This is a genomic window from Methylophaga sp. OBS1 (assembly GCF_026319365.1).
The window spans coordinates 368,354-391,059 of record NZ_JAPDMS010000003.1; the positions used below are offsets into that span (position 1 = coordinate 368,354).

Here is a 22,706-nt window from a genome sequence, read left to right on the forward strand (position 1 = left end):
CGGACTTCATTAACCACCCAGAGATTCCATGCGAATGCGCATTATGGAATCAGGCACAGTATCCAATGCCTCAATCTGACTGATGGCGCGGTCCATATTTTTCTCGACCACGGCCTGCGTCAGCATGATGATGGGCACCATGCCTTCGTGTTCTTCGGGTTGTTTCTGCAGGATGGCTTCGATATTAATTTCTTCTGCACTCAAAATACGGGTGATATCGGCCAGCACGCCTGGTTTATCCAGGGTATGAATGCGCAGATAATAAGAGGTGACCACCTCATCCATAGGCAGAATCGGTGTGTCTTTCAACGCATCGGGCTGGAAGGCCAGATGCGGCACACGATTTTCCGGATCAGTAGTCAGCGCACGGACGATATCAACAATGTCGGCCACTACAGCTGATGCGGTTGCATCGGAGCCGGCACCGGCACCGTAATATAACGTGGGACCGACCGCATCACCTTTTACGACAACGGCATTCATCACGCCGTTCACATTAGCAATCAAGCGACGCTGCGGGATGAGCGTCGGGTGTACTCGCAGTTCGACACCGGAAGCGGTTTTCTTGGCAATACCCAGATGCTTGATGCGATAGCCGAGTTCAGCGGCATACTGCACGTCTTCCTGCGAAATCTTGCTGATGCCTTCGGTATAGCATTTGTAATACTGCAGCGGAATACCAAAGGCGATGGACGCCATGATAGTCAGCTTGTGGGCCGCATCGATACCCTCGATATCAAAGGTAGGATCGGCTTCCGCATAGCCCAGTGCCTGTGCTTCTGCCAGCACATCGGCAAAGTCGCGGCCTTTCTCACGCATTTCGGTGAGAATAAAGTTACCGGTGCCGTTAATGATGCCGGCCAGCCATTCGATACGGTTGCCTGCCAGGCCTTCACGCATGGCCTTGATGATGGGAATACCACCGGCCACGGCGGCTTCAAAGGCAATGGTGACGCCTTTTTCCTGTGCCAGTTCAAACAGTTCGTTACCGTGCATCGCAATCAGCGCCTTGTTGGCTGTCACTACATGCTTGCCGTTCTCAATGGCTTTCACCACCAAGTCTTTAGCAATACCGGTGCCGCCGATGAGCTCAACCACGATCTGAATGTCGGGATCATTGATGACCTCAAAAGCATCATCCGTCAGGTTGATGTTTGAGGTATCGCAACTCTTGGGTTTATCCAGATCACGGTCAGCAACGCGATAAATTTCAATATCACGACCGGCACGACGACTGATTTCTCTTGAGTTGCGGGTCAGCACATTGACGGTACCACTACCGACCGTGCCCAGACCCAGGATTCCGATTTTTACTGATTGCACACAGCCCCCTAAGCTTTTCTCATCATGTCACGGATCCCGCGGATCGCCTGACGCGTACGATGTTCATTTTCAATCAAGCCAAAGCGAACATATTCATCGCCATATTCACCGAAACCGATACCGGGTGAAACAGCGACTTTCGCTTCTTTGAGTAGTTTTTTACTGAATTCCAGCGAGCCCATCTCACGATAACGTTCCGGAATGCGGGCCCAGACAAACATGGTGGCTTTGGGTTTCTCCACCTGCCAGCCAATGGCATTCAGGCCATCACAGAGCACATCACGGCGGCTCTTGTAGGTCGCCACGATCTCATCGACGCATTCCTGCGGACCGTCCAGCGCGGTAATCGCGGCCACCTGAATCGGTGTAAACATGCCGTAATCAAGGTAAGACTTCATCCGGGCCAGTGCCGCGATCAAGGTTGGGTTACCGGACATGAAGCCCACCCGCCAGCCGGGCATATTATAAGTCTTGGACAGCGTGTAAAACTCGACTGCGACTTCTTTGGCACCGGGTACCTGCAGAATGGACGGCGCTTTATAACCATCAAAGCAGATTTCGCCATAGGCCAGGTCGTGTACGACCCAGATCTGGTGTTCCTTGGCAAAAGCGACAATACGTTCGAAGAAAGGCAGATCCACGCATTGTGTCGTTGGATTGCCCGGGAAGTTTAACACCAGCATCTTGGGTTTAGGCCAGGAATCCTTGACCGACTTTTCCAACTCGGCAAAGAAGTCGACATCCGGTGTTAACGGCACATGGCGGATATCGGCACCAGCGATAACAAAGCCGTACGGGTGAATGGGGTAAGCCGGGTTGGGCACCATAACAGCATCACCAGGCCCCATAGTCGCCAGGGCCAGATGGGCCAGACCCTCTTTAGAACCAATGGTGACGATGCATTCGCTGTCCGGATTCAGATCGACATCGAACTTACGCTTATACCAGTCGCAACAGGCCTTACGCAGACGCGGGATACCCTTGGAGACAGAATAACGGTGAGTATCCGGTCGCTGAGCCGCCTCGACCAGCTTATCAACAATGTGGGCCGGAGCCGGTTTATCCGGGTTCCCCATGCCAAAGTCGATGATATCCTCACCACGCGCACGTGCTTTTGCTTTCAAATCATTTACAATGTTGAAAACATAGGGCGGGAGGCGTTTGATTCTCGGAAACTCGTCGTTCAACTGAATACCTGCGATTAGCTAAAACTGTCGGCAAACTAAGCAAAATAACTGAAATTCATCAACACTTCAAATTCATTTATCAGAAGCGAAACTCATGAGCGAACAAGACGTATTTTACACCACTATCCTGGAGGAACTGGACAGCGGCAAGCTTGTCCTGCCAACCCTTCCCGAAGTCGCGCTGCAAGTTCGGGAAGTCGTCGATGATCCCGAAGCCACTGCTAAACAACTGGCCGATATCATCACCACAGATGCGGCGCTGTCTGCACGTCTGCTGAAAGTCGCCAACAGCCCGTTATACCGCGGCCGGGTGGCTATCGACAGTGTACAGATGGCGGTTTCCCGGCTGGGGCTGTCGATGGTACGCAACCTGGTCACCAGTCTGGTGATGGAACAGATGTTCCAGGCAACCAACAGTCGTTTAGACAAACGTTTGCGCAGCCTTTGGGAACAAAGCACCAGAGTCGCGGCGGCTTCTCAGGTCATTGCTGCCAAACTCAACGGCATCAGAACCGATGAAGCGATGCTGGCCGGTCTGATTCACGCCATTGGCGTGCTGCCTATCCTGATGAAGGCCGATGAAGATGGTGATCTTATCAGAGACAACAAAAAACTGGATCAATTGATTGATAATCTTTATCCGCGTCTGGGTTCTGCCATTCTGAAGAAATGGGAATTCCCGGATAATCTGGTGGCTGTGGCCCGTGAGCATGCCAATCTTAACCGTAACAGCGGAGACAACGGTCCGGATCTGGTTGATGTGGTCCAGGTTGCTGTCCTGCAAAGCTACAACGGCACGGACAAAGCGATTGATCCGGTAAGGTTGAACGACGTGGTCTCATTCAAACAGGTTGGTGCCGATACTGGCTTCAGCGTTGAAGAACTGGATGAAGACAGCGAGGAATACCGTGAAGCCCTCGCCCTCTTTAACATGACCTGATTCACTTCACTGATCACGAACCCAAACCCGGCCTGTGCCGGGTTTTTTATTGCTGTGATGAAGCTGGCAGAGCTTGATGCGCAGGCCCGGCTGCATTTTCAATACGAACGATAGACCGGTTTTTGTTGACTATTTTAATGAAGCTCAATAAAGCAAGGAGTGATGAATGAGAATAGGCTACGCACGAGAAAGCCGGCAGGGTCAGCCTCTGCAGATGCAAATCGACAAACTCAAAGACTGTGACACTGTGTTTAAAGAGAAAACCGGAAATAGCGACCAGCAGGAAACACTGGACGCCTGTCTGGACGCCCTTCACAACGGTGATGTGCTGGTGGTGACCCGGCTTGACAGACTGGCTGATAACACAGTCAAACTGGCACAAATCGCCGAAAGACTGCAGAAGCAGGGAATCGATCTGGTGGTTCAGGATCAGGCCATCGACACCCGTAAGGACCCCAATGATGCCGCGCTGAAGGTAATGAGCGCGATGACGGCCCTGCGCGAACCTGACGCTGAGTCAGTGTCCGCCAGTGTCACACCGATACACAACGGCAAAGCCATGGCTAGTCACACCGGTGTTCAACTGTCGAAAGAACAGATCGCCGAGATGCAGTATCGAATCGCCTGCGGTGAGGAAGTTTCGGAGCTTTGCGATGAGTACAACATCAGCATTCCAACTTTTTACCACCTGACCGATTAACCGGGGCTATGTCAGCAAAACTGGTTATTTCAGTATGGGCTGTGTAATTTATGCTGAAAAGCCACCTACAAACGCTGCTGATTAAGATGCCCAAAATCCCTGCTTCCCTGCCACCGTTACGCTGTGTTTCTGTGTTACTGCTTCTGACACTGCTCACAGGCTGTAGTAGCAGCCCCAAAATCACCTCACCGGCTTTTGAACCGGAATTCCATTCATCGACACAGGGGGCAGAGATAACGCTGTCCCGACTTTATCAGCAGCATGATAACTGGCGCGGCACCCCCTACCGCCTGGGTGGCCAGAGCCGGAGTGGTATAGACTGTTCGGCCTTTGTACAAATTACCTATCAGGATGTATTCGGGCTCAGACTACCCAGAACCACGTCACAGCAAATCCGGGCGGGTCAGCAGATTAATAAATCCGACCTTCAGGCCGGTGACCTGGTGTTTTTCCGCAACGGGAATCATGTCGGCATTTACCTGGAAGATGATCGCTTTCTGCACGCCTCAACGCGTCTGGGCGTGACGATTTCCAGCCTGAATAATATCTACTGGTCGCGCAAGTACTGGCGCTCCATCCGGGTCAGGGATTAGAGGCTGTCTGACATCAACGCCCTGTTGTTGACACACTGTATCCGGTTGCCGACACATTGAGTGACAGTGACACCGGTTCCTCTGTTTCAAGACTGATCACCACAGGAATCAGGGGATAAGACGTCTTTTGATTTCGCTGCTGAAAAAATAGCTGATTTCTCAACACCAGCCGGTATACTCCGCGATGATCGTGACCGGGCAGAAATCCCGCTATTTGACCCTGATTATCTGTGACCTGACTGTCTACCAGCCGCCAGGTTGAGGGGGTCTCACTGAAGTGAAACAGAACTACCTGCATCCCCTCGGCCGGTTACCCCGTCTCGTCGATCACCGTCAGACTGAGTTGATAGTCCGACTCCTCCGCCATTAGCGGCGACGCCACAAGCAGAAACCCCGTTAATAAGAGCGCGCTAGACCCAATCACTGGGAGCGATAAATGGTTTCATATTCCGCATTTTCCAGTCGCGGATCATCAATCGCTACACACTGGAAGGTGATGTCATAGCGATAACGCACTTGGTGCTGTTTGAAAATTTTGGTCACCAGCAGCGCCTTATTCATTTCTTTGCAGTGATGCTCAGCCAGCCCCAGCGCGGTGCCTTTGGCAGTAGTATCATCCATATCGCTGACATTGATGGTATAAGTGTCGCCGGCCAGAGTGCGGACACCGGACGTTTTAACACCACAGGCCGTAACCATGATTAACGCCAGCAAAGTGGCGGTGACAGTAATTGTTTTCATTGTGACTCCTCAATTAACAGCCACTCCCCGGTGGCAGCGTTACGGTGATTATTATCATCGTAAGCGCAGGCGGCGACAATGCTTTTCCATACTGGCTCAGTGAAAGAAAATCACCGTCACACCTGCGGCATAACTCAATAGCACCAGCACGCCTTCAAAGCCGATATTGCCGAGTCCGTGCCGCTCTCGTCGCAACAGACCCAGTAATAAAATGCCCACCAGCAGGATATTCAAAGCCATCCAGAAAGCCAGCGTGCCTGACACCGCCTGGTAAATCGAGCCCGGCCGGTAGGCCATATCTGACAACACCAGAAACAGTACATCAAAGGTATTGCCGCCGATAATATCGCCCACTGCCAAAGCAAGCGCACCCCGTCGGACGGCGGCAATTGCTATCACCAGCTCCGGTACCGAGGTGACCACAGCTGTAAACAAGGTGCCGAACAGTGTCTGACTCAGCCCGGTCTGGCGGGTTATAGCTATCCCGGTTTCGGCAATTAACCAGCCGCTCACTGCAACCATCAATGTCAGTAATAAAAATGGCAGCCACAATGCTAATCCGGCGGAAGCCATATCCGCAGAGGGTGGAGACGGTTGTTCAGACTTCGTTTCGCTGGTTTCTCTTGGAGACCACATCGGCATATTATGCGACTGGCGCAGTAAACGCAGGCCAAACAGATAGGCCGCCAGGATCACAAAAGACAGAATATCAACTGACCAGAGAGTGATGCCGGGGCCGGCCATCGCCAACATCGGCAGCGACAGCATCACCACCAGCAATACGCCCTGCATCAGGTTTTCTTCCGATGCCGCCGCATGCTCAAGATTGGCTTTGCGGTAGAGCATATCGGCAATCACCAGAAAGGTGGTCTGCGCCGCAATGCCACCAATCGCATTACCGAAGGCGAGTTCTGCCGCACCTTCCCAGGCAGAGGTAACTGAAGTAATCGTCCCTGCCAGTGAAGTGATAATGCCGAGAAACACCGCGCCCAGAATCGCCTGACCCAGGCCGGTGATATAGGCCAATTGTTCAGCCCGCGCGGTCAGCCAGACACCACAGACGCCGACTACGGCGCCGGCGGCGAGGAAGATAATGATATTGATGCCTAAACTGAGGTCGACAAACATGTGACTCCGGTTTGGGTTGAGGTTTTGGTTCTATCCTAGCGGGTGGGGTTGGGGGTTGTCATTGTTGGCCTTTTTTTATGCCAATTTAATACTCTATATAAACGACTAATGCTCGGTCTCAACTCAAAGTATTGATTTCGCCTTGAGGGCGAGTCAGGGAAATGCGTGCCCATTTCCCTAACAACCCTAGGGCACCCCAATGTGCTGGCCTGCGGCTCCACTGCGTTGCTCGATTTATCTGGGGATTGGGCAAAACTCGCTACGCTCAGACACTGCCCAATCCTAATCCAGATAAACCTGCGCTACTCGTCAGCACAAACGGGGAATGAGGGGATGGTCCGCATAGACGGATAGTAGTTGCCCCCTCTCCCTCGAAGGGAGAGGGCTGGGGTGAGGGTGAAACCGCCCTTTTGCGTAGCCGAGCATCGCAGGCGGGACTGGATAAGCAAGAGCGCATGCCTGAGCGCAGCGAGTTCGCGAGTGCCCAGTCACGGCGAGAAGCGCAGGGAACCGGCAGGGCAAGCATCGGGCCGGCCTTTTTTGGTCCGTTTTTTTGCCGCGCAAATAATGACCTCGCCACTGAGGCGAAATACTCGGGCTAAAATAAAAAAACGGGCAGATGAAAAATCACCTGCCCGTTTTTTGAGAAGTTTTTCTGAAAAACTCATTCTGGCCGCATATGCGGGAATAACAACACATCCCGAATTGACGGTGAATCCGTCAGCAACATCACAAGACGATCAATCCCAATCCCCTCACCCGCCGTCGGCGGCATACCGTACTCAAGCGCACGGATGTAGTCGGCATCAAAATGCATCGCCTCATCATCGCCGGCATCTTTCTCAGCCACCTGTGCCTGGAAGCGTTCGGCCTGATCTTCGGCGTCATTCAGCTCCGAGAAGCCATTGGCAATCTCACGGCCACCGACGAAGAACTCGAAACGTTCGGTGACAAACGGGTCATCATCACTGCGGCGGGCCAAAGGCGAAACTTCGGTCGGATAGGCGGTGATGAATGTCGGATCCATCAGACGGTGTTCGACCGTTTTCTCGAAGATTTCGATCTGTACTTTTCCGAGACCATAAGTCTGCTTGATGGGAATATCGAGACCGGCGGCAATCTCACGTGCGGCTTCCAGCGTTTCCAGTTGCTCCGGCTTAATGCCCGGATTGAAGTGCAGGATCGATTCCTTGACGGTCATACGGGTGAACGGCTTGGCGAAGTCGATATCCAGGCCCTGGTAATGAACTTGTGAAGTCCCCAGTACATCCTGGGTGACCGTGCGCAGCATGTCCTCAGTCAGATCCATCAGGTCGTGGTGGTTGGCATAGGCCTGGTAGAATTCGACCATGGTGAATTCCGGGTTATGACGGGTCGACAGCCCTTCGTTACGGAAATTACGGTTGATTTCAAATACCCGTTCAAAGCCACCGACAATGAGACGCTTGAGATAAAGTTCGGGGGCAATCCGCAGAAACAAATCCATATCCAGCGCATTGTGATAAGTCGTAAATGGACGTGCGGTCGCACCACCCGGAATCGCCTGCATCATCGGCGTTTCGACTTCGAGATAGTCCTTGCTCATCAGGTAGCGGCGAACGCCATCAATAATACGGGTACGCAGACGGAAAACGTCTCGGCTCGCTTCATTCATGATGAGGTCAACATAACGCTGACGATAACGGGTTTCCTGGTCCGACAGACCGTGGAATTTTTCCGGTAGAGGGCGGAGCGATTTAGTCAGCAGGCGGATATTGTCCACCAGCACCGACAGTTCCCCTTTCTGAGTACGGAACATCACACCTTCAGCGGCGATAATATCACCCAGATCCCAGCGTTTGAACTGGGCATAGACACCTTCCGGCAGGTCATCACGTTTAACGTAAAGCTGCATATCGCCGGACATATCACGGATATTGGCAAAGCTGGCTTTGCCCATCACCCGTTTGGTCATCATACGGCCGGCAATACTGACACGACGCGGCGTTTCAGCCAGTTTTTCAGCGCTCCAGTCAGCATACTCAGTGCTGAGCTCGGCATTCATCACATTACGACGAAAGTCGTTGGGAAAGGCATTGCCCTGCTCACGCAGTTCACTCAGTTTTTCGCGACGCTGCGCGATCAGTCGGTTTTCGTCCAGTTCGGTTTCGTTGCTCATGCTTATAATCCTGATTTCAGCGACGCTTCGATAAATTGGTCCAGATCGCCATCAAGAACGGCCTGGGTATTGCCGGTCTCAACATGGGTGCGTAGGTCTTTAATACGCGATTGATCCAGCACATAAGACCGGATTTGATTCCCCCAGCCGATCTCCGATTTTGATTCTTCCGCAGCCTGTTTGACTTCGTTCTGTTTCATCAATTCAAGCTCATAAAGCTTGGCCCGCAGCTGGTTCATCGCCCGGTCCCGGTTCTGATGCTGACTGCGCTCGGTCTGACATTGCACCACGGTGTTGGTCGGGACGTGGGTGATACGCACCGCCGAATCGGTGGTGTTAACGTGCTGGCCACCAGCCCCACTGGAACGGTAAGTATCGACACGCAGATCGGCCGGATTGATTTCGATTTCGATGGTGTCATCGACTTCCGGATAGACAAACACCGAGGCGAACGAGGTATGCCGGCGGGCACCGGAATCGAACGGCGATTTTCGCACCAGGCGATGGACACCGGTTTCGGTGCGCAGCATACCGAAAGCGTATTCGCCTTCGAAACGCACGGTCGCACTCTTGATACCGGCGACCTCACCGGCCGAGACTTCCATCAGCTCGACTTTGTAGTCGTGGTCTTCCCCCCAGCGCAGATACATGCGCAGCAGAATATTGGCCCAGTCCTGCGCTTCGGTACCACCAGAACCGGACTGAATGTCCAGATAGGCACTGTTTTTGTCCAGCTCGCCGGAGAACATGCGCTGGAATTCGAGTTTTTCCAGACCGGCTTCCAGTTCATCCAGATCGGCGATGACGGCATCGAAGGTGTCTTGATCCTTTTCTTCTGCCGCCAGTTCCAGCAGATCCTGGGCATCGTTCAGGGTGTCACGGTGTTTCGACAGGGTACTGACAATTTTTTCCAGGCTGGCCCGTTCCTGGCCCAGTTTCTGGGCCCGCTCCGGATCGTCCCAGACAGCAGGCGATTCGAGTTCGCGGGTAACTTCGATTAAGCGTTCAGACTTTTCATCGAAGTCAAAGATACCCCCTAAGATCGTCACTGCGATCACGAAGGTCTTTAATACGTTGTAATGGCGCGCCGAGTTCCAAGGTTAACCTCTGATATTGAGTAAAAGGTGAAACGCCGGATAAAACCGGCAAAACGCTATATTGTAACGGATTAATCGCGTTTTTTGTGGTTCAGCGCTTGGGCAGGAAACGCATCGGGTCGACCGGCTTGCCGTTACGGCGGATTTCAAAATGCAGTTGGTCGCGCTGAGTGCCGGTGCGGCCCATCAGGGCGATTTTCTGACCGCTTTTGACGACTTCGCCCTCTTTCACCAACAGCCGGTCACTATGCGCATAGGCACTGAGGTAGACATCATTATGTTTGATGATCAACAGGTTGCCATAACGCGGCAGGCTGTTACCGCTGTATACCACTTTACCGGACGCCGCTGCATAAACCGGCTGCCCTGACTTTCCGGCGATATCAATGCCTTTGCGCCCCGGACTGCTGTTGGAGTATGTCGATACCACACGCCCCTCTGTAGGCCAGCGCCATTGCAGGTTCTGATTGCCCACAAAAGGTTCTTTCGATACCTTGGGCTCAGCTTTGGTCGCGGTGGCTGGTTTCGGTGCAGGGACGGGTTTCGCCTGGGGCGATGGACTGGGTTTAACCGCTTGGGTCTGGGGCGACGTTGAACTGCTGGGACGCTGGGTCACAGTCCTCTGACTGCTGGATTTGAAGCGGATTTTCTGACCCACATAAATCGTATAAGGCGGTCTGATATTGTTGATGCGTGCGACATCCTTGTAATCCATACCGTAACGCCAGCTGATGGAATACAGGGTATCGCCCTTTCTCACGGTGTAATAGGCTGGTGGAGAACTGATTTTGCGCTCACTGCGCGGCGCATCATTACTGTAGGAACCGACCGGTGCAACAGCCCGACCACCACCGCCACAGGCGGTCATCGTGATCATCAGCAGTAGCGGCAGAATCCATTTCATCTCTATGTAAATATCAGGTAAGCCATCACCAAAATCAATACCGTCAGCCAGCCCAGCTTGTCCACCCAGAGGTGCAGACTGGCCTCCAGCTCCGGCCCGCCCCAGCGCATCAGACCTGCAACCATAAAGAAGCGCATACCACGCCCTATCAGCGAGCCGATTACAAAAGGCAGCAACAACATATTGGCAGCCCCGGCAGCGATAGTAAAAACTTTATAAGGGATGGGAGTGAAACCGGCAATAAATATTGCCCAGAATCCCCACTTATCAAACCAGGCCGCAGCCTGCTGATAGGCATGCATATAGTCCAGTGAAATCAGTAAGGGTTCCGCCAACTGAAAAGCAAATAAGCCAATCGCATAACCGAGCAGCCCCCCCAGCACAGAGCTGATCGTTGTCACTCCGGCATAGAACCAGGCCTTCTCGGGCCGCGCCAGACTCATCGGTGCCAGCATCACATCGGGGGGGATCAGGAAGAAAGACGACTCACTGAAGCTGACCAGCGCCAGCCAGTAGGTCGCATATTGGTGACGCGCCCAGCGCATCACCCGGGTGTACAGGCCTGAAAACAGGCGCATCAGATCTGACCGCTCAACAGCGGTACAAAACTGACCGGATCCAGCTCGGTCTCTTCGAAACGGTCACCGACACGATCGATGACCCGCAGTGACTGTCCCATACTACCGCCAACCGGTATCACCAGACGGCCACCCGGAGCCAGTTGCTTGAGCAGTTCATGCGGCACCTGCTCCGGCGCGCAGGTGACAATAATACCGTCATAGGGGGCATACCATTCCCAGCCCCAGTTGCCATCGCTGTGCTTGAGTTTGATATTGTTCAGTTTGAGCTGATAGAAACGCTCGCGGGCCTGGTTTTGCAATGGTGAAATACGCTCGACGCTAAATACACGGTTCACCAACCGGGATAACACCGCAGTTTGATAACCGGAGCCGGTCCCCACCTCCAGAACCTTTTCTCTGTCACCGGCACCGGCCAGCAGAATTTCGGTCATTTTGGCGACGATGTAAGGCTGGGAAATGGTTTGACCATGGCCAATAGGTAAAGCGGTATCCTCATAGGCCCGGCTGGCCAGCGCTTCATCCACAAACAGATGCCGCGGCATTTCACGGATAACAGCAAGGACTTCCGGATTAGCAATACCCCGCTCCTGCAGCCGCGCAACCAGACGGTCACGGGTGCGTTGTGATGTCATGCCTATACCGCGGTAATCCGTGTTCATATCAGCAGTCTTTCAGCCACCTGGCGACACCATCGATCGCATCATAACGGGTTAAATCGATTTGCAGGGGCGTGACAGAGACGGCACCGCGGCGGATAGCGTCAAAATCGGTGCCGGGTCCGGCATCCTCTTCTCCACCGGCAGGCCCGATCCAGTACATCGGCCGGCCACGGGGATCAAATTCTTTAATCACCGGTTCCGCTTTGTGACGGTGACCCAGACGGGTGCTCTCGATACCGGTAATTTGATCAATCGGTAAATCAGGGACATTGACGTTGAGAATCGTGTCAGCAGGAAGCGATGATTGTTTGAGCCGGGAAACCAGCTTCTGCGCCACCCAGGCTGCAGTCTCGTAATGCGTGCCGGTGTGAGAGGTCAGCGATATTGCAATGGCCGGCAGCCCCAGAAACCGGCCTTCCATAGCGGCAGCCACGGTACCGGAATAAAGCACATCATCCCCCAGGTTAGCGCCAGCATTAATGCCGGAAACGACCATATCGGGGTCTTCCTCCAGTAAACCGGTAATCGCCAGGTGGACACAGTCAGTCGGCGTTCCCTCTACACGGTAGACGCCATCCTCCTGCTTCTCCAGCCGGAGCGGGTTTTCAAGGGTAAGCGAGTTACTGGCACCGCTACGATTCCTATCGGGTGCCACCACCGTAATCTCACCCAAACTGCCTAGTGCATCGGCCAGGGTACGAATCCCCTGGGACATGTAACCATCATCATTGCTGATCAGGATTTTCATTATGCTTGTAGCCTGTTGGGAGCTTTAAAAATACGCTCCATATCTTAGCAAGAATGTGAAGCACTAGTTAAAAAAAAGGCATCCTGAGATGCCTTTTTTAGTTGGAAATGCCGGTTACAGCAGCACGTTTTTCGACTGACCGCCACCGTAACTGTAAAACTGCATCGGTTCACCACCCGGCGTGACATTGACCGCGCAGTACTTGAACTCCGGTATCTTGGCCGCCGGATCCAGTGCCGCATTGGACAATTTGTTGACCGCCGCTTCGTAGTAACAGAAGGCCATAAAGATAGCCCCGGTCGGTACCCCGATATCAGCACGCGCAATCGCAGACACACTGCCACGACGGGTGGAGAGGGTCATCAGCTCACCGGGTTTAACGCCGATTTCATCCAGTGTCATCGGATTCACTGTCGCTACCGCTTCAGGCTCCAGTGAGTCGAGCACATTGGAACGCCGTGTCATCGAACCGGTATGCCAATGCTCCAGCATACGACCGGTAATCAGTACAAACGGGTAGTCTTCATCCGGTCTTTCATCCGGCGGTACAATATCGGCCGGGACAAACAGGCCTCGGCCATCCGTGGTTGGGAAGCGATCGGTGAAAATGACTTCTTCACCCGGGTCGCCCTCGTTCTCACAGGGGTAAACCACACTGTGTTCACGTTCCAGTCGTTCCCAGGTAATACCGGCCATTGATGGCACTGCTTTGCGGATTTCGCTGAACACATCCTGTGGCCCCTGGTAATCCCAGGCAAGCCCCATCCGCTTGGCAATTTGCTGAATGATCCACAAATCCTGACGCGCATCACCAGGCGGATCCAGCGCCTGACGTCCCATCTGAACTTGCCTGTCGGTATTGGTGAAGGTCCCGGTTTTTTCGGGGAAGCCGGAGGCTGGCAGAATCACATCGGCCAGGTAGGCTGTTTCGGTCAGGAAGATGTCCTGTACCACCAGGTGTCTCAATTCAGACAATGCCTGACGGGCGTGATTCACATCCGGATCCGACATCGCCGGGTTTTCCCCCATGATGTAGAGACCATGCAGTTTACCCGCATGGATCGCATCCATGATTTCGACGACGGTGAGGCCTGACTTGGGATCGATTTCGCCGCCCCAGAGTTCTTCCAGATGTGACCGCGCATTTTTATCCTCGACCTTGTAATAGTCGGGCAGACGCATCGGAATCAGGCCCATATCAGAGGCCCCCTGTACGTTATTCTGTCCACGCAGTGGGTGTAGACCGGTACCGGGACGACCAATCTGGCCGGTCATCAGTGCCAGAGAAATCAGACAACGCGCATTGTCTGTGCCATGCACGTGCTGGGACACCCCCATCCCCCAGAGAATCATCGAGGCTTTGGATTTGGCATACAGCCGGGCTACGGCACGCAGTTCCTCAGCCGGGATCCCGCAGACGGGCTCCATCAGTTCGGGAGAGTATTTCTCCAGATGTTTTTTCATGCTGTCAAAGCCGACCGTGCGATCAGCGATGAACTTCTCGTCCATCAGCCCCTCTTCGACGATCACGTGCATGATGGCATTCAGCATGGGGACATCTGAGCCAGGTTTGAACTGCAGGTGATGGGTGGCCTCACGCCGCAGTTCGGTCCCGCGCGGGTCCATCAGGATCAGTTTGGTACCATCGCGAACCGCATTTTTCATCCAGGTCGCACCGACCGGGTGATTCACCGTCGGGTTGGCACCGATGAGCACAATCACTTCCGCTTTTTCAACATCGGCAACCGGGTTGGATACCGCACCGGAGCCGAGTGTTTCCAGCAACGCCACAACCGACGAAGCGTGACACAGGCGGGTACAGTGATCGACGTTATTGGTTTTAAAGCCAACGCGGATCAGTTTCTGGAACAGGTAGGCTTCTTCATTACTGCCTTTGGCACTGCCAAAACCGGCCAACGCGTTAGGGCCATCCTGGTCCCGGATGTCGAGGAAACCCAGCGCTGCACGTTCCAGTGCCTCTTCCCAGGTCGCTTCCCGGAATACCTTGTCAATATCGCTTGGATCCATTTCAAAGTCAGGATACTTGGGCGCATCCTCACGACGAATCATCGGCTTGGTCAGGCGGTGCGGATGGTGCACATAATCGAAACCATAGCGGCCTTTCACACAGAGGCGACCATGATTCGCCGGCCCATCTCTGCCCTCAACATGCAGAATTTTGTTGTTTTTGATGTTGTAGGTGAGCTGACAGCCAACACCACAGTATGGGCAGACCGAGTCCACTTTCTTATCGGGTTCGACCATGCCTACCTCATTGGCTGGCATCAGAGCACCCGTCGGACAGGCTTCCACACACTCACCACAGGCAACGCAGGAGCTGTCGCCCATCGGATCATCCAAATCAAACACAATCTCGGTGTGATGACCGCGCATCGCGAGCCCAATCACATCATTATTCTGCTCATCACGGCAGGCCCGGACACAGCGGGTACACTGAATACAGGCATCCATATTGACCGCAATCGCCGGGTGCGACAGATCGGACTGTGGATTCTCGCGCGGTTTGAAACGCGGGGTGCTGACTTCCAGTTTCCCGGCCCAGTAGTCGAGTTCGGAATTCAGGGTATGCGGCTGTTCCGAGACATCTGATTTGAGCAGCTCCAGCACCATCTTCTGCGATTGCAGCGCACGCTCACTCTGCGACTGCACTTTCATGCCTTCAGTGGGATAGCGGCAACATGATGGGGCCAGTACACGCTCGCCGTCGATTTCAACCATACAGGCACGGCAATTACCATCCTGACCCTGGCGCTCCGAATAGCATAAATGCGGAATTTCCACGCCATGACGTTGCGCCGCCAGCAGAATAGTCTCACCCTCTTGGGCAAAGACTTTCTTGCCGTTCAAATCAAAGGCAATCAGTTCGCTTTCAATTTCCGGGTTGATAGCCATTATGTCAACTCCTCAGGGAAATACTTAATCACGCAGCGCAAAGGATTGGGGGCTGCCTGGCCGAGACCACAGATGGAGGCATCCACCATCACCTGTGATAACTCTTCCAGTAAGTTTTTATCCCACTGTTTCTCTTTCATCAGGGTCACAGCCTTGGCTGTGCCGACGCGGCAGGGCGTACACTGACCGCAGGACTCGTCTTCAAAGAATTTCATCGCATTGACCGCCAGATCACGTGCCTTATCCTTATCGGAAAAGACCACGACTGCCGCGGAACCGATAAAACAGCCATATTCATTCAGCGTATCGAAATCGAGCGGAATATCCCCCATTGAGGCGGGTAGAATGCCACCCGAGGCCCCACCCGGGAAATAACCGTAAAATTCGTGGCCTTCTTGCATGCCGCCGCAGTATTCATCAATCAGCTCACGCATGGTGATACCGGCCGGCGCCAGATGCACACCGGGCTTGTTTATACGGCCACTGACCGAGAACGAGCGCAAGCCCTTACGACCATGGCGACCGTGATCAGTCAGACATTGAGGACCTTTTTCCAGAATATCGCGGACCCAATACAGCGACTCCATGTTGTGTTCCAGCGTCGGTCGCCCGAACAGCCCTACCTGTGCCACATATGGCGGACGCAGACGTGGCATGCCACGCTTACCTTCAATCGACTCAATCATGGCCGATTCTTCACCGCAGATATAGGCGCCGGCACCGCGACGCAGATAGAGCTTGGGCATATTGGCGACCGGTGGGTTGGCCTCCAGTTTGGCAATCTCGACTTCCATCATCTCGCGAATCGCCGCATATTCGTCACGCAGATAGATGTAGATTTCATCAATACCCACTGCCCAGGCGGCAATCAGGCTGCCTTCAAGGAAGCAATGCGGATCACGATCCAGGAAGTACTTATCTTTGAAAGTGCCAGGCTCGCCTTCATCAATATTGACGGCCATCAGTTTGGGTGCCGGTTGGTCGCGGACAATTCGCCATTTACGGCCGACCGGGAAACCCGCGCCGCCAAGACCACGCAAACCGGAGTCATCCATGGTGTCGAGCACTTTCTCGACATCATATTGACCTTCCATACAGAGTCGGTAGGTGTTGTAACCGCCCTGCTCCACATACTGTTCAAAACGAATCGGCTCAATGGCTTCCGGTTGGGTCTGTTTGTTTTCAACCAGCTCAGAGACACGGGCAGTATCAGCATTTTCTACCGGATGCATGCCGACGACCGCGACCGGCGCTTTATCACAGCGGCCGATACAGGGAACGCGCTGCACCCGAACATCACTGCCAAGCCCCTGTTCCAGCGAATCAATCAGCGCATTGGCGCCCAGCATTTCACAGGTCATTGAGTCACAGACACGCACGGTCAATGCCGGCGGTGGGGTCTGGTCTTCTTTAATGACATCGAAATGATGGTAGAAGGTGGCAACTTCGTAGACTTCAGCCCGGGATAGCTTCATTTCATAAGCCAGCGCCACCAGATGAGGGGCTGAAATATACCTGTAGTGATCCTGAATTTTATGCAGATGCTCAATAAGCAGATCTTTACGGCGAGGTTCATCTCCCAGTAATGCCTGGACTTCAGCCAGGGCTTTGGGATCCACCTGTCTCCCCTTGTTGACCGCCCGCGGCAATTTAAGCTCTTTGCCCAGCTTTTGAGCACTGATTTGCTGCCCACTCATGAAAAAGGCCTCTCTCTAATCTTCTATGCCATCTTTGGCTATTGTGGTTATGTATCAGACAAAAATTAGCACGGCTAAGTTTTGCTGTGAAGCAGCACTCGCCGGGATAACTGCCTGTAAAACAGACATTTGCCATGTTTTGGTGCAGATCCCGGTCAATTCCGCTGTTAGCGTCAATGAATCGACCGGCTTCACGCCTGTTTTCAACCTCAGCATAAACTTAGGGGAGTTTGTAAGTCATTGAAATGACTAAAAAGTGGTAGTTGAGTCAGAAAGCAGGCAAAAAATTGATTTATTTACAGAAATAATTTGCTCAAAAAAGCATAACTGGTTACTGACAACCAAAAATTATGCATACTTGCGCAAAATCAGTCCGTTTTACTGCGCGATTGACCCGCTTGCTGGTCTCGCATCTCCTGCAGCCAGAGATCATGATGCTGTTCCGCCCAGGCTACATCCACCTGCCCGGTAGTCATGCCTTCCAGCGCACCTTCGGTGCCGATAGTACCAATATAGATATGACCGAATGAGAAGGCGATCAGCATCAGGGCCGTAGACAGATGGATGACATGGGCCAGTTGAATAACTTCACGTTCCTGACCAAAGTTGGGAAAATCCAGTACCAGCCCGGAAAAACACAAGGCCACACCGGCAGTCGCCAGTGCCCAGTACCAGACCTTTTCACCACCATTCATACGACCGGCAGACGGGTGATTGTCCCCCACCATACCGCCAAAAGCCTTGAACCATTCCAAATCGACTTTATTAAAAAAGTTATGCCTGAAGAACTTAATCAGAATCCCAAACAGGGCAATCATGAACACCGGGCCCAGCGTGTTATGCATGAACTTGGCCACAGTGGCATAAGCAGAGAAACCGGGATAACCCAGTAAAGGAATTAACACTGCTCGGCCATACAAAAGGCTTAAACCTGTGATGGTCAGCAGGATAAACAGGACTGCTGTCGTCCAGTGCAGTCGTCGTTCGTTCAGGGTCCAGCGTTCAACGGTTTCACCGGTGCGGGGATGGGTCAGTTTCACCTGACCGCGCATCGTATAAAAAGCCAGAATCGCGACTAATACAAAGCCCAGAAACCAGCTGCCATAGGTTGCCATCGGTCCGTTACGCACCTGACGCCAACTTTCGCCCGAGCCCTGAATCAGTTCATTGGCCTCCTGGCCGGTGACCGCGGTGTAACCTTCATTGCCGCGTCGTACCTGACGCCAGGTATCAGCGCGGGGATTGGTAGGCTCAGCTGATTGCTGCTGTGACTCATTGAAACCGGTCACCAGGTAACCGCTCATCGGCAGAACAACAATGGCGAGCAGAATAATAATTCCACTCCAGAGCATCATTTTCTTGCGTTTATTCAGCGAGTCTGCCACTGCCATGTCGCCTCCGCTAGCGATCGGTCTGCACTTGTTGGAAACGGGTTGAAAGAATATCTTCCCGCTCTTCATAGGATTTCACATGACTATCCGGTTTGCCCTTGTAAACGCCGGGTTCATGGATAGTGACATCAGTGTCCTCATAACAGGCACTGAGTACAGACAGGGCAATAATTGGCAGAAGATATTTCATAGCTGTTCTTTATAGGCGGTATCCCAGCCCCAGTTATCCGGACGGCCACCGCGGCGAACCACGCGGTTGCGGAACAGGTCGGCAACGATATCCCCGTCACCGGCCAGCAGGGCTTTGGTTGAACACATTTCGGCGCAGAGTGGCAGTTTGCCCTCAGCAAGCCGGTTGCGACCGTATTTGTCGAGTTCCGCCTGGGAGTTGTCTTCTTCCGGGCCGCCGGCACAGAAAGTACATTTATCCATTTTGCCACGGGCACCGAAAGCGCCTTCCTGCGGATATTGCGGTGCGCCGAACGGGCAGGCGTAGAAACAGTAACCGCAGCCGATGCAGATATCCTTGTCATGCAACACGACCCCTTCCGGCGTGGTGTAGAAGCAATCTACCGGGCAAACCGCCTGACAGGGGGCATCACTGCAGTGCATGCAGGCCACGGAAATCGACTTTTCGTCACCATGATGACCATCATCGATAGTCACCACCCGGCGCCGGTTGATACCCCAGGGCACCTCATGCTCGTTTTTACAGGCCGTGACACAGGCGTTGCATTCGATACAACGTTCGGCATCACATAAAAACTTCATTCGAGCCATGATTTGACCTCTTTAAATTAAGCTGCTCTGACCCGACACAGCGAGACTTTCGTTTCCTGCATCATGGTCACGGAATCGTAGCCGTAGGTGAAAACGACATTACAGGACTCACCCAGAATGTGCGGATCCGTTCCTTCAGGATATTTGTCCCGCAAGTCTTCCCCCTGGTAATGACCACCGAAATGGAATGGCATAAACACGGTACCTCGCTCAACCCGCTCGGTAACAAAAGCCATCACTTTGATTGAGCCTCCTTCAGGACCATCGACCCAGACACTATCGCCGTGCTTAACATCAGCATTATTGGCATCGGCCGGATGAATCTCGATAAACATGTCCTGCTGCAATTCAGCCAGCCAGGGGTTGGAACGGGTTTCATCACCGCCGCCTTCGTACTCCACCAGTCGGCCACTGGTCATAATCAGCGGAAATTCCTGGCTGAAGTCCTTGGCCTGCACGGAACCATAGCGTGTCGGCAGACGATAAAAACTGCGGCGATCTTCATAGGTGGGATATTTCTCTACCAGGTCACGGCGGTTGGTATACAAAGGCTCACGATGAATCGGTACCGGATCCGGGAACTGCCAGACAATGGCTCTGGCCTTGGCATTACCGTATGGTGCGCAACCATGGTTGATAACGACCCGCTGGATACCGCCGGACAGGTCGGTCTTCCAGTTTTTGCCTTCGGCTTCTTTCTGCTCTTCCGCCGTCAGTTCATTCCACCAGCCCAGCTCCTTCAGCATATCGGCGGTGAACTCCGGATAGCCGTCTTTGATATCAGACCCTTCAGTGAAGGAATCTTCGGCCAAGAGATTAACCCCATCGCGTTCAATACCGAAACGGGCGCGGAATGGCAGGCCGCCGTCTTTGACCGGCACCGAGGTGTCGTAAAGAATCGGGCTGCCCGGATGTTTCATGTCACCGGTACCCCAGCATGGCCACGGCAAACCATAATATTCACCGTCACAGGGGCCCCCCTGGGCTCTCAGCGTGGTCTTATCAAAGGTGTGCAGATTTTCAAGCTGCCGTTTCATCCGCTCCGGTGTCTGACCGGTGTAACCCACCGTCCACATACCACGGTTATATTCGCGGGTGATGTCTTCAATCAATGGCTCTTCACCATTGACCTGAATATGTTTGCAAAGCGCTTCGGCAAAACCGAATTTCTTGGCAAACTTGTACATGATGGTGTGATCAGGCAAAGACTCGAACAGCGGGTCGATGATTTGCTCACGCCACTGAACCGAGCGGTTGGATGAGGTCACAGAGCCATAGGTTTCAAACTGTGTCGCCGCCGGCAGCAGATATACCCCGTCGGTGCGGTCGTTCATCACCGCGGAAACCGTGGGATAAGGGTCGATGATGACCAGCATATCCAGTTTTTCCATCGCCGCTTTCATTTCCGGACCGCGGGTCTGGCTATTGGGCGCATGGCCCCACAGGACCATGGCACGGATGATTTCGTTCTGGGCGATATTTTCCTTGTCTTCCAGAACACCATCTATCCAGCGGGAAACCGGAATACCATTGGTGTACATCGGTGATTTGCCCGCTTCGGTGGGACCGTCTTCGCCCAAGCCGGCTTCCGGCTCATAGACTTTCTGGTCAAAACGGTTTTTCAGCCATTCGTAATCGACATCCCAGACCCGGGCCCAGTGCTTCCAGGCACCTTCTGTCAGGCCGTAATAACCGGGCAGGCTGTGAGACAACACACCAAAGTCGGTCGCACCCTGCACATTGTCATGACCGCGGAAGATATTGGTACCGCCGCCGGAGACGCCCATATTGCCCAGCGCCAACTGGAAAATGCAGTAAGCACGGGTGTTGTTGTTACCAATCGTGTGCTGGGTACCGCCCATGCACCAGACAAAGGTGCCGGGACGATGATCGGCCATGGTTTTGGCGGCCTGATAGACTTCCGCTTCTTTGGCACCGGTGACCCTTTCGACCTCAGCCGGTGTCCATTTGGCGACTTCTTTACGGATTTCATCCATGCCATAAACCCGCTGACGAATGAATTCCTTGTCTTCCCAGCCGTTTTCAAAAATATGCCAGAGCATGCCCCAGACAAATGGCACGTCGGTACCTGGGCGGATGCGGATAAACTGATCCGCATGGGCTGCGGTGCGCGTCATCCGCGGATCCACCACGATCAGTGGCGCGCCGCGTTCTTTACCACGGAAAATATGCTGCAGGGAGACCGGATGTGCCTCGGCCGGGTTGGCGCCGATGATGAAAATCGCTTTGGCGTTGTGAATATCGTTGTAGGAATTGGTCATCGCCCCGTAGCCCCAGGTATTGGCTACGCCGGCTACGGTAGTGGAATGACAGATCCGCGCCTGATGGTCGACGTTATTGGTGCCCCACAGTGCGGCAAATTTACGGAACAGATAAGACTGCTCATTGGAATACTTGGCACTACCCAGCCAGTAAACCGAATCCGGGCCTGACTGTTCGCGGATTGATAGCATGCGGTCACCGACTTCCTCGATGGCCTGCTCCCAGCTAATCCGCTGCCATTTGCCGTTGACCTTTTTCAGTGGATATTTGAGCCGCTTGTCGCCATGGCCATGCTCACGCACCGAAGCCCCCTTGGCACAATGGGAACCGAGGTTGAAAGGGTGCTCGAAGCTGGGCTCCTGACCGGTCCAGACTCCATTTTGCACCTCTGCAACCACACCACAACCAACACTACAGTGAGTACAGACACTGCGTTTGGTGGTGATTTCGCCATCATCGTAGCTGATGCGTTGCTCACCAGCGGCTTCGGCTTTCTGCATCATCGCCGGCGGCAGTACAGACAGGAAAGCGGCCCCCCCTGCGGCGATGCCGGAACCTTTCAGAAAGGCACGGCGATTGACACCATTGGATTTGTGGCTGGAAACGGCGGCTCGTTTGGTCAGTTTCATGGCTGGCACTCAGGGCTTAGAAATCGGCAAGGCGGTAGTAAGTCTCAACATGCTCGGTGTGTTGATAGCCTTTCTGACTAGGTGAGGATTTTGTTTCTGCCTGCGGCGCTGGCTTGGTCGGCTCGGCCTGAGCCATACCTGAAGACACAGCCAAAGCGGCACCGCCACCGACTGCCGAAGTCAGCTTAACCAGAAAGTCCCTGCGTGAGCGACTGTCTTGCGTACTCATAACGCCTCCGAAAAACCGAGTGCCA

The 22,706-nt window shown here is 53.7% G+C and carries 22 protein-coding genes; 3 read left to right on the forward strand and 19 right to left on the reverse strand.

The window, feature by feature from the left end:
* Window positions 1–9: 9 nt before the first annotated feature.
* Both OMQ46_RS11115 and alaC read right to left on the reverse strand, forming a co-directional pair.
* Window positions 10–1,323, reverse strand: coding sequence for a homoserine dehydrogenase (locus OMQ46_RS11115; RefSeq protein WP_266236954.1), 1,314 nt, complete (start codon window positions 1,321–1,323; stop codon window positions 10–12).
* 8 nt (window positions 1,324–1,331) lie between these two features.
* Window positions 1,332–2,510, reverse strand: coding sequence for an alanine transaminase (alaC, locus tag OMQ46_RS11120; protein WP_266236955.1), 1,179 nt, complete (start codon window positions 2,508–2,510; stop codon window positions 1,332–1,334).
* 94 nt (window positions 2,511–2,604) lie between these two features.
* Here alaC and OMQ46_RS11125 point away from each other — a divergent pair, with 94 nt between their 5' ends.
* From OMQ46_RS11125 to OMQ46_RS11135, 3 genes are all read left to right on the forward strand, one after another.
* Complete coding sequence (locus OMQ46_RS11125) at window positions 2,605–3,450, forward strand: HDOD domain-containing protein (protein WP_266236956.1); 846 nt, start codon at window positions 2,605–2,607, stop codon at window positions 3,448–3,450.
* 166 nt (window positions 3,451–3,616) lie between these two features.
* Window positions 3,617–4,150 (forward strand): recombinase family protein, encoded by a 534-nt coding sequence (locus OMQ46_RS11130; protein ID WP_266236957.1) that lies wholly within the window; start codon window positions 3,617–3,619, stop codon window positions 4,148–4,150.
* 50 nt (window positions 4,151–4,200) lie between these two features.
* Window positions 4,201–4,743, forward strand: a complete 543-nt coding sequence (locus OMQ46_RS11135; protein ID WP_266236958.1) for an NlpC/P60 family protein — start codon at window positions 4,201–4,203, stop codon at window positions 4,741–4,743.
* Window positions 4,744–4,756: 13 nt separating this feature from the next.
* On the opposite strand, the gene OMQ46_RS16645 is transcribed toward OMQ46_RS11135, so the two are convergent.
* From OMQ46_RS16645 to OMQ46_RS11215, 17 genes are all read right to left on the reverse strand, one after another.
* Entirely contained in the window at window positions 4,757–5,041 is a 285-nt protein-coding gene (locus tag OMQ46_RS16645) for a hydroxyisourate hydrolase (protein ID WP_416234840.1), read from the reverse strand.
* 122 nt (window positions 5,042–5,163) lie between these two features.
* Complete coding sequence (locus OMQ46_RS11140; RefSeq protein WP_266236959.1) at window positions 5,164–5,484, reverse strand: hypothetical protein; 321 nt, start codon at window positions 5,482–5,484, stop codon at window positions 5,164–5,166.
* Window positions 5,485–5,580: 96 nt separating this feature from the next.
* On the reverse strand, window positions 5,581–6,612 hold the full coding sequence (locus OMQ46_RS11145) for a sodium:calcium antiporter (protein ID WP_266236960.1): 1,032 nt from the start codon (window positions 6,610–6,612) through the stop codon (window positions 5,581–5,583).
* A gap of 488 nt (window positions 6,613–7,100) precedes the next feature.
* A complete protein-coding gene (locus OMQ46_RS11150; RefSeq protein WP_266236963.1) occupies window positions 7,101–7,280 on the reverse strand; it encodes a hypothetical protein in 180 nt (59 codons plus the stop codon).
* On the reverse strand, window positions 7,277–8,770 hold the full coding sequence (gene lysS, locus OMQ46_RS11155; protein ID WP_266236964.1) for a lysine--tRNA ligase: 1,494 nt from the start codon (window positions 8,768–8,770) through the stop codon (window positions 7,277–7,279). Before lysS ends, OMQ46_RS11150 begins: the two co-directional genes overlap by 4 nt.
* Before the next feature lie 2 nt (window positions 8,771–8,772).
* Window positions 8,773–9,868 (reverse strand): peptide chain release factor 2 gene (prfB, locus tag OMQ46_RS11160; RefSeq protein WP_266236965.1). Its coding sequence is split into 2 segments (ribosomal slippage): window positions 8,773–9,795 and window positions 9,797–9,868, totalling 1,095 coding nucleotides; the frame shifts between segments, so codons are not numbered across the junction.
* A 90-nt stretch (window positions 9,869–9,958) separates the two neighbouring features.
* Window positions 9,959–10,771 (reverse strand): peptidoglycan DD-metalloendopeptidase family protein, encoded by an 813-nt coding sequence (locus OMQ46_RS11165; RefSeq protein ID WP_266236967.1) that lies wholly within the window; start codon window positions 10,769–10,771, stop codon window positions 9,959–9,961.
* Window positions 10,772–10,773: 2 nt separating this feature from the next.
* Entirely contained in the window at window positions 10,774–11,349 is a 576-nt protein-coding gene (locus OMQ46_RS11170) for a YqaA family protein (RefSeq protein WP_266236968.1), read from the reverse strand.
* Complete coding sequence (locus OMQ46_RS11175; protein WP_266236970.1) at window positions 11,349–12,011, reverse strand: protein-L-isoaspartate(D-aspartate) O-methyltransferase; 663 nt, start codon at window positions 12,009–12,011, stop codon at window positions 11,349–11,351. The genes OMQ46_RS11170 and OMQ46_RS11175 overlap by 1 nt, the downstream gene beginning before the upstream one ends.
* A 1-nt stretch (window position 12,012) precedes the next feature.
* Window positions 12,013–12,759, reverse strand: a complete 747-nt coding sequence (gene surE, locus OMQ46_RS11180; RefSeq protein WP_266236972.1) for a 5'/3'-nucleotidase SurE — start codon at window positions 12,757–12,759, stop codon at window positions 12,013–12,015.
* Between the two features lie 114 nt (window positions 12,760–12,873).
* Window positions 12,874–15,672 carry a formate dehydrogenase subunit alpha gene (gene fdhF, locus OMQ46_RS11185; RefSeq protein WP_266236975.1) on the reverse strand — a complete coding sequence of 933 codons (2,799 nt, stop codon included), beginning with the start codon at window positions 15,670–15,672 and terminating at the stop codon, window positions 12,874–12,876.
* Window positions 15,672–17,369 carry an NAD(P)H-dependent oxidoreductase subunit E gene (locus OMQ46_RS11190; RefSeq protein WP_266236977.1) on the reverse strand — a complete coding sequence of 566 codons (1,698 nt, stop codon included), beginning with the start codon at window positions 17,367–17,369 and terminating at the stop codon, window positions 15,672–15,674. The genes fdhF and OMQ46_RS11190 overlap by 1 nt, the downstream gene beginning before the upstream one ends.
* 368 nt (window positions 17,370–17,737) lie before the next feature.
* The gene (locus tag OMQ46_RS11195) at window positions 17,738–18,760 is read right to left on the reverse strand and encodes a formate dehydrogenase subunit gamma (RefSeq protein WP_266236978.1); all 1,023 of its coding nucleotides are present in this window, start codon (window positions 18,758–18,760) and stop codon (window positions 17,738–17,740) included.
* A 10-nt stretch (window positions 18,761–18,770) separates the two neighbouring features.
* Entirely contained in the window at window positions 18,771–18,950 is a 180-nt protein-coding gene (locus OMQ46_RS11200) for a hypothetical protein (protein ID WP_266236980.1), read from the reverse strand.
* Window positions 18,947–19,540: a formate dehydrogenase FDH3 subunit beta gene (gene fdh3B / locus OMQ46_RS11205; RefSeq protein ID WP_266236982.1), complete on the reverse strand. Its 594-nt coding sequence runs from the start codon at window positions 19,538–19,540 to the stop codon at window positions 18,947–18,949. The genes OMQ46_RS11200 and fdh3B overlap by 4 nt, the downstream gene beginning before the upstream one ends.
* 17 nt (window positions 19,541–19,557) lie before the next feature.
* On the reverse strand, window positions 19,558–22,452 hold the full coding sequence (locus OMQ46_RS11210; RefSeq protein WP_266236984.1) for a formate dehydrogenase subunit alpha: 2,895 nt from the start codon (window positions 22,450–22,452) through the stop codon (window positions 19,558–19,560).
* A 16-nt stretch (window positions 22,453–22,468) separates the two neighbouring features.
* Window positions 22,469–22,681: a twin-arginine translocation signal domain-containing protein gene (locus OMQ46_RS11215; protein ID WP_266236985.1), complete on the reverse strand. Its 213-nt coding sequence runs from the start codon at window positions 22,679–22,681 to the stop codon at window positions 22,469–22,471.
* Window positions 22,682–22,706 lie beyond the last annotated feature (25 nt).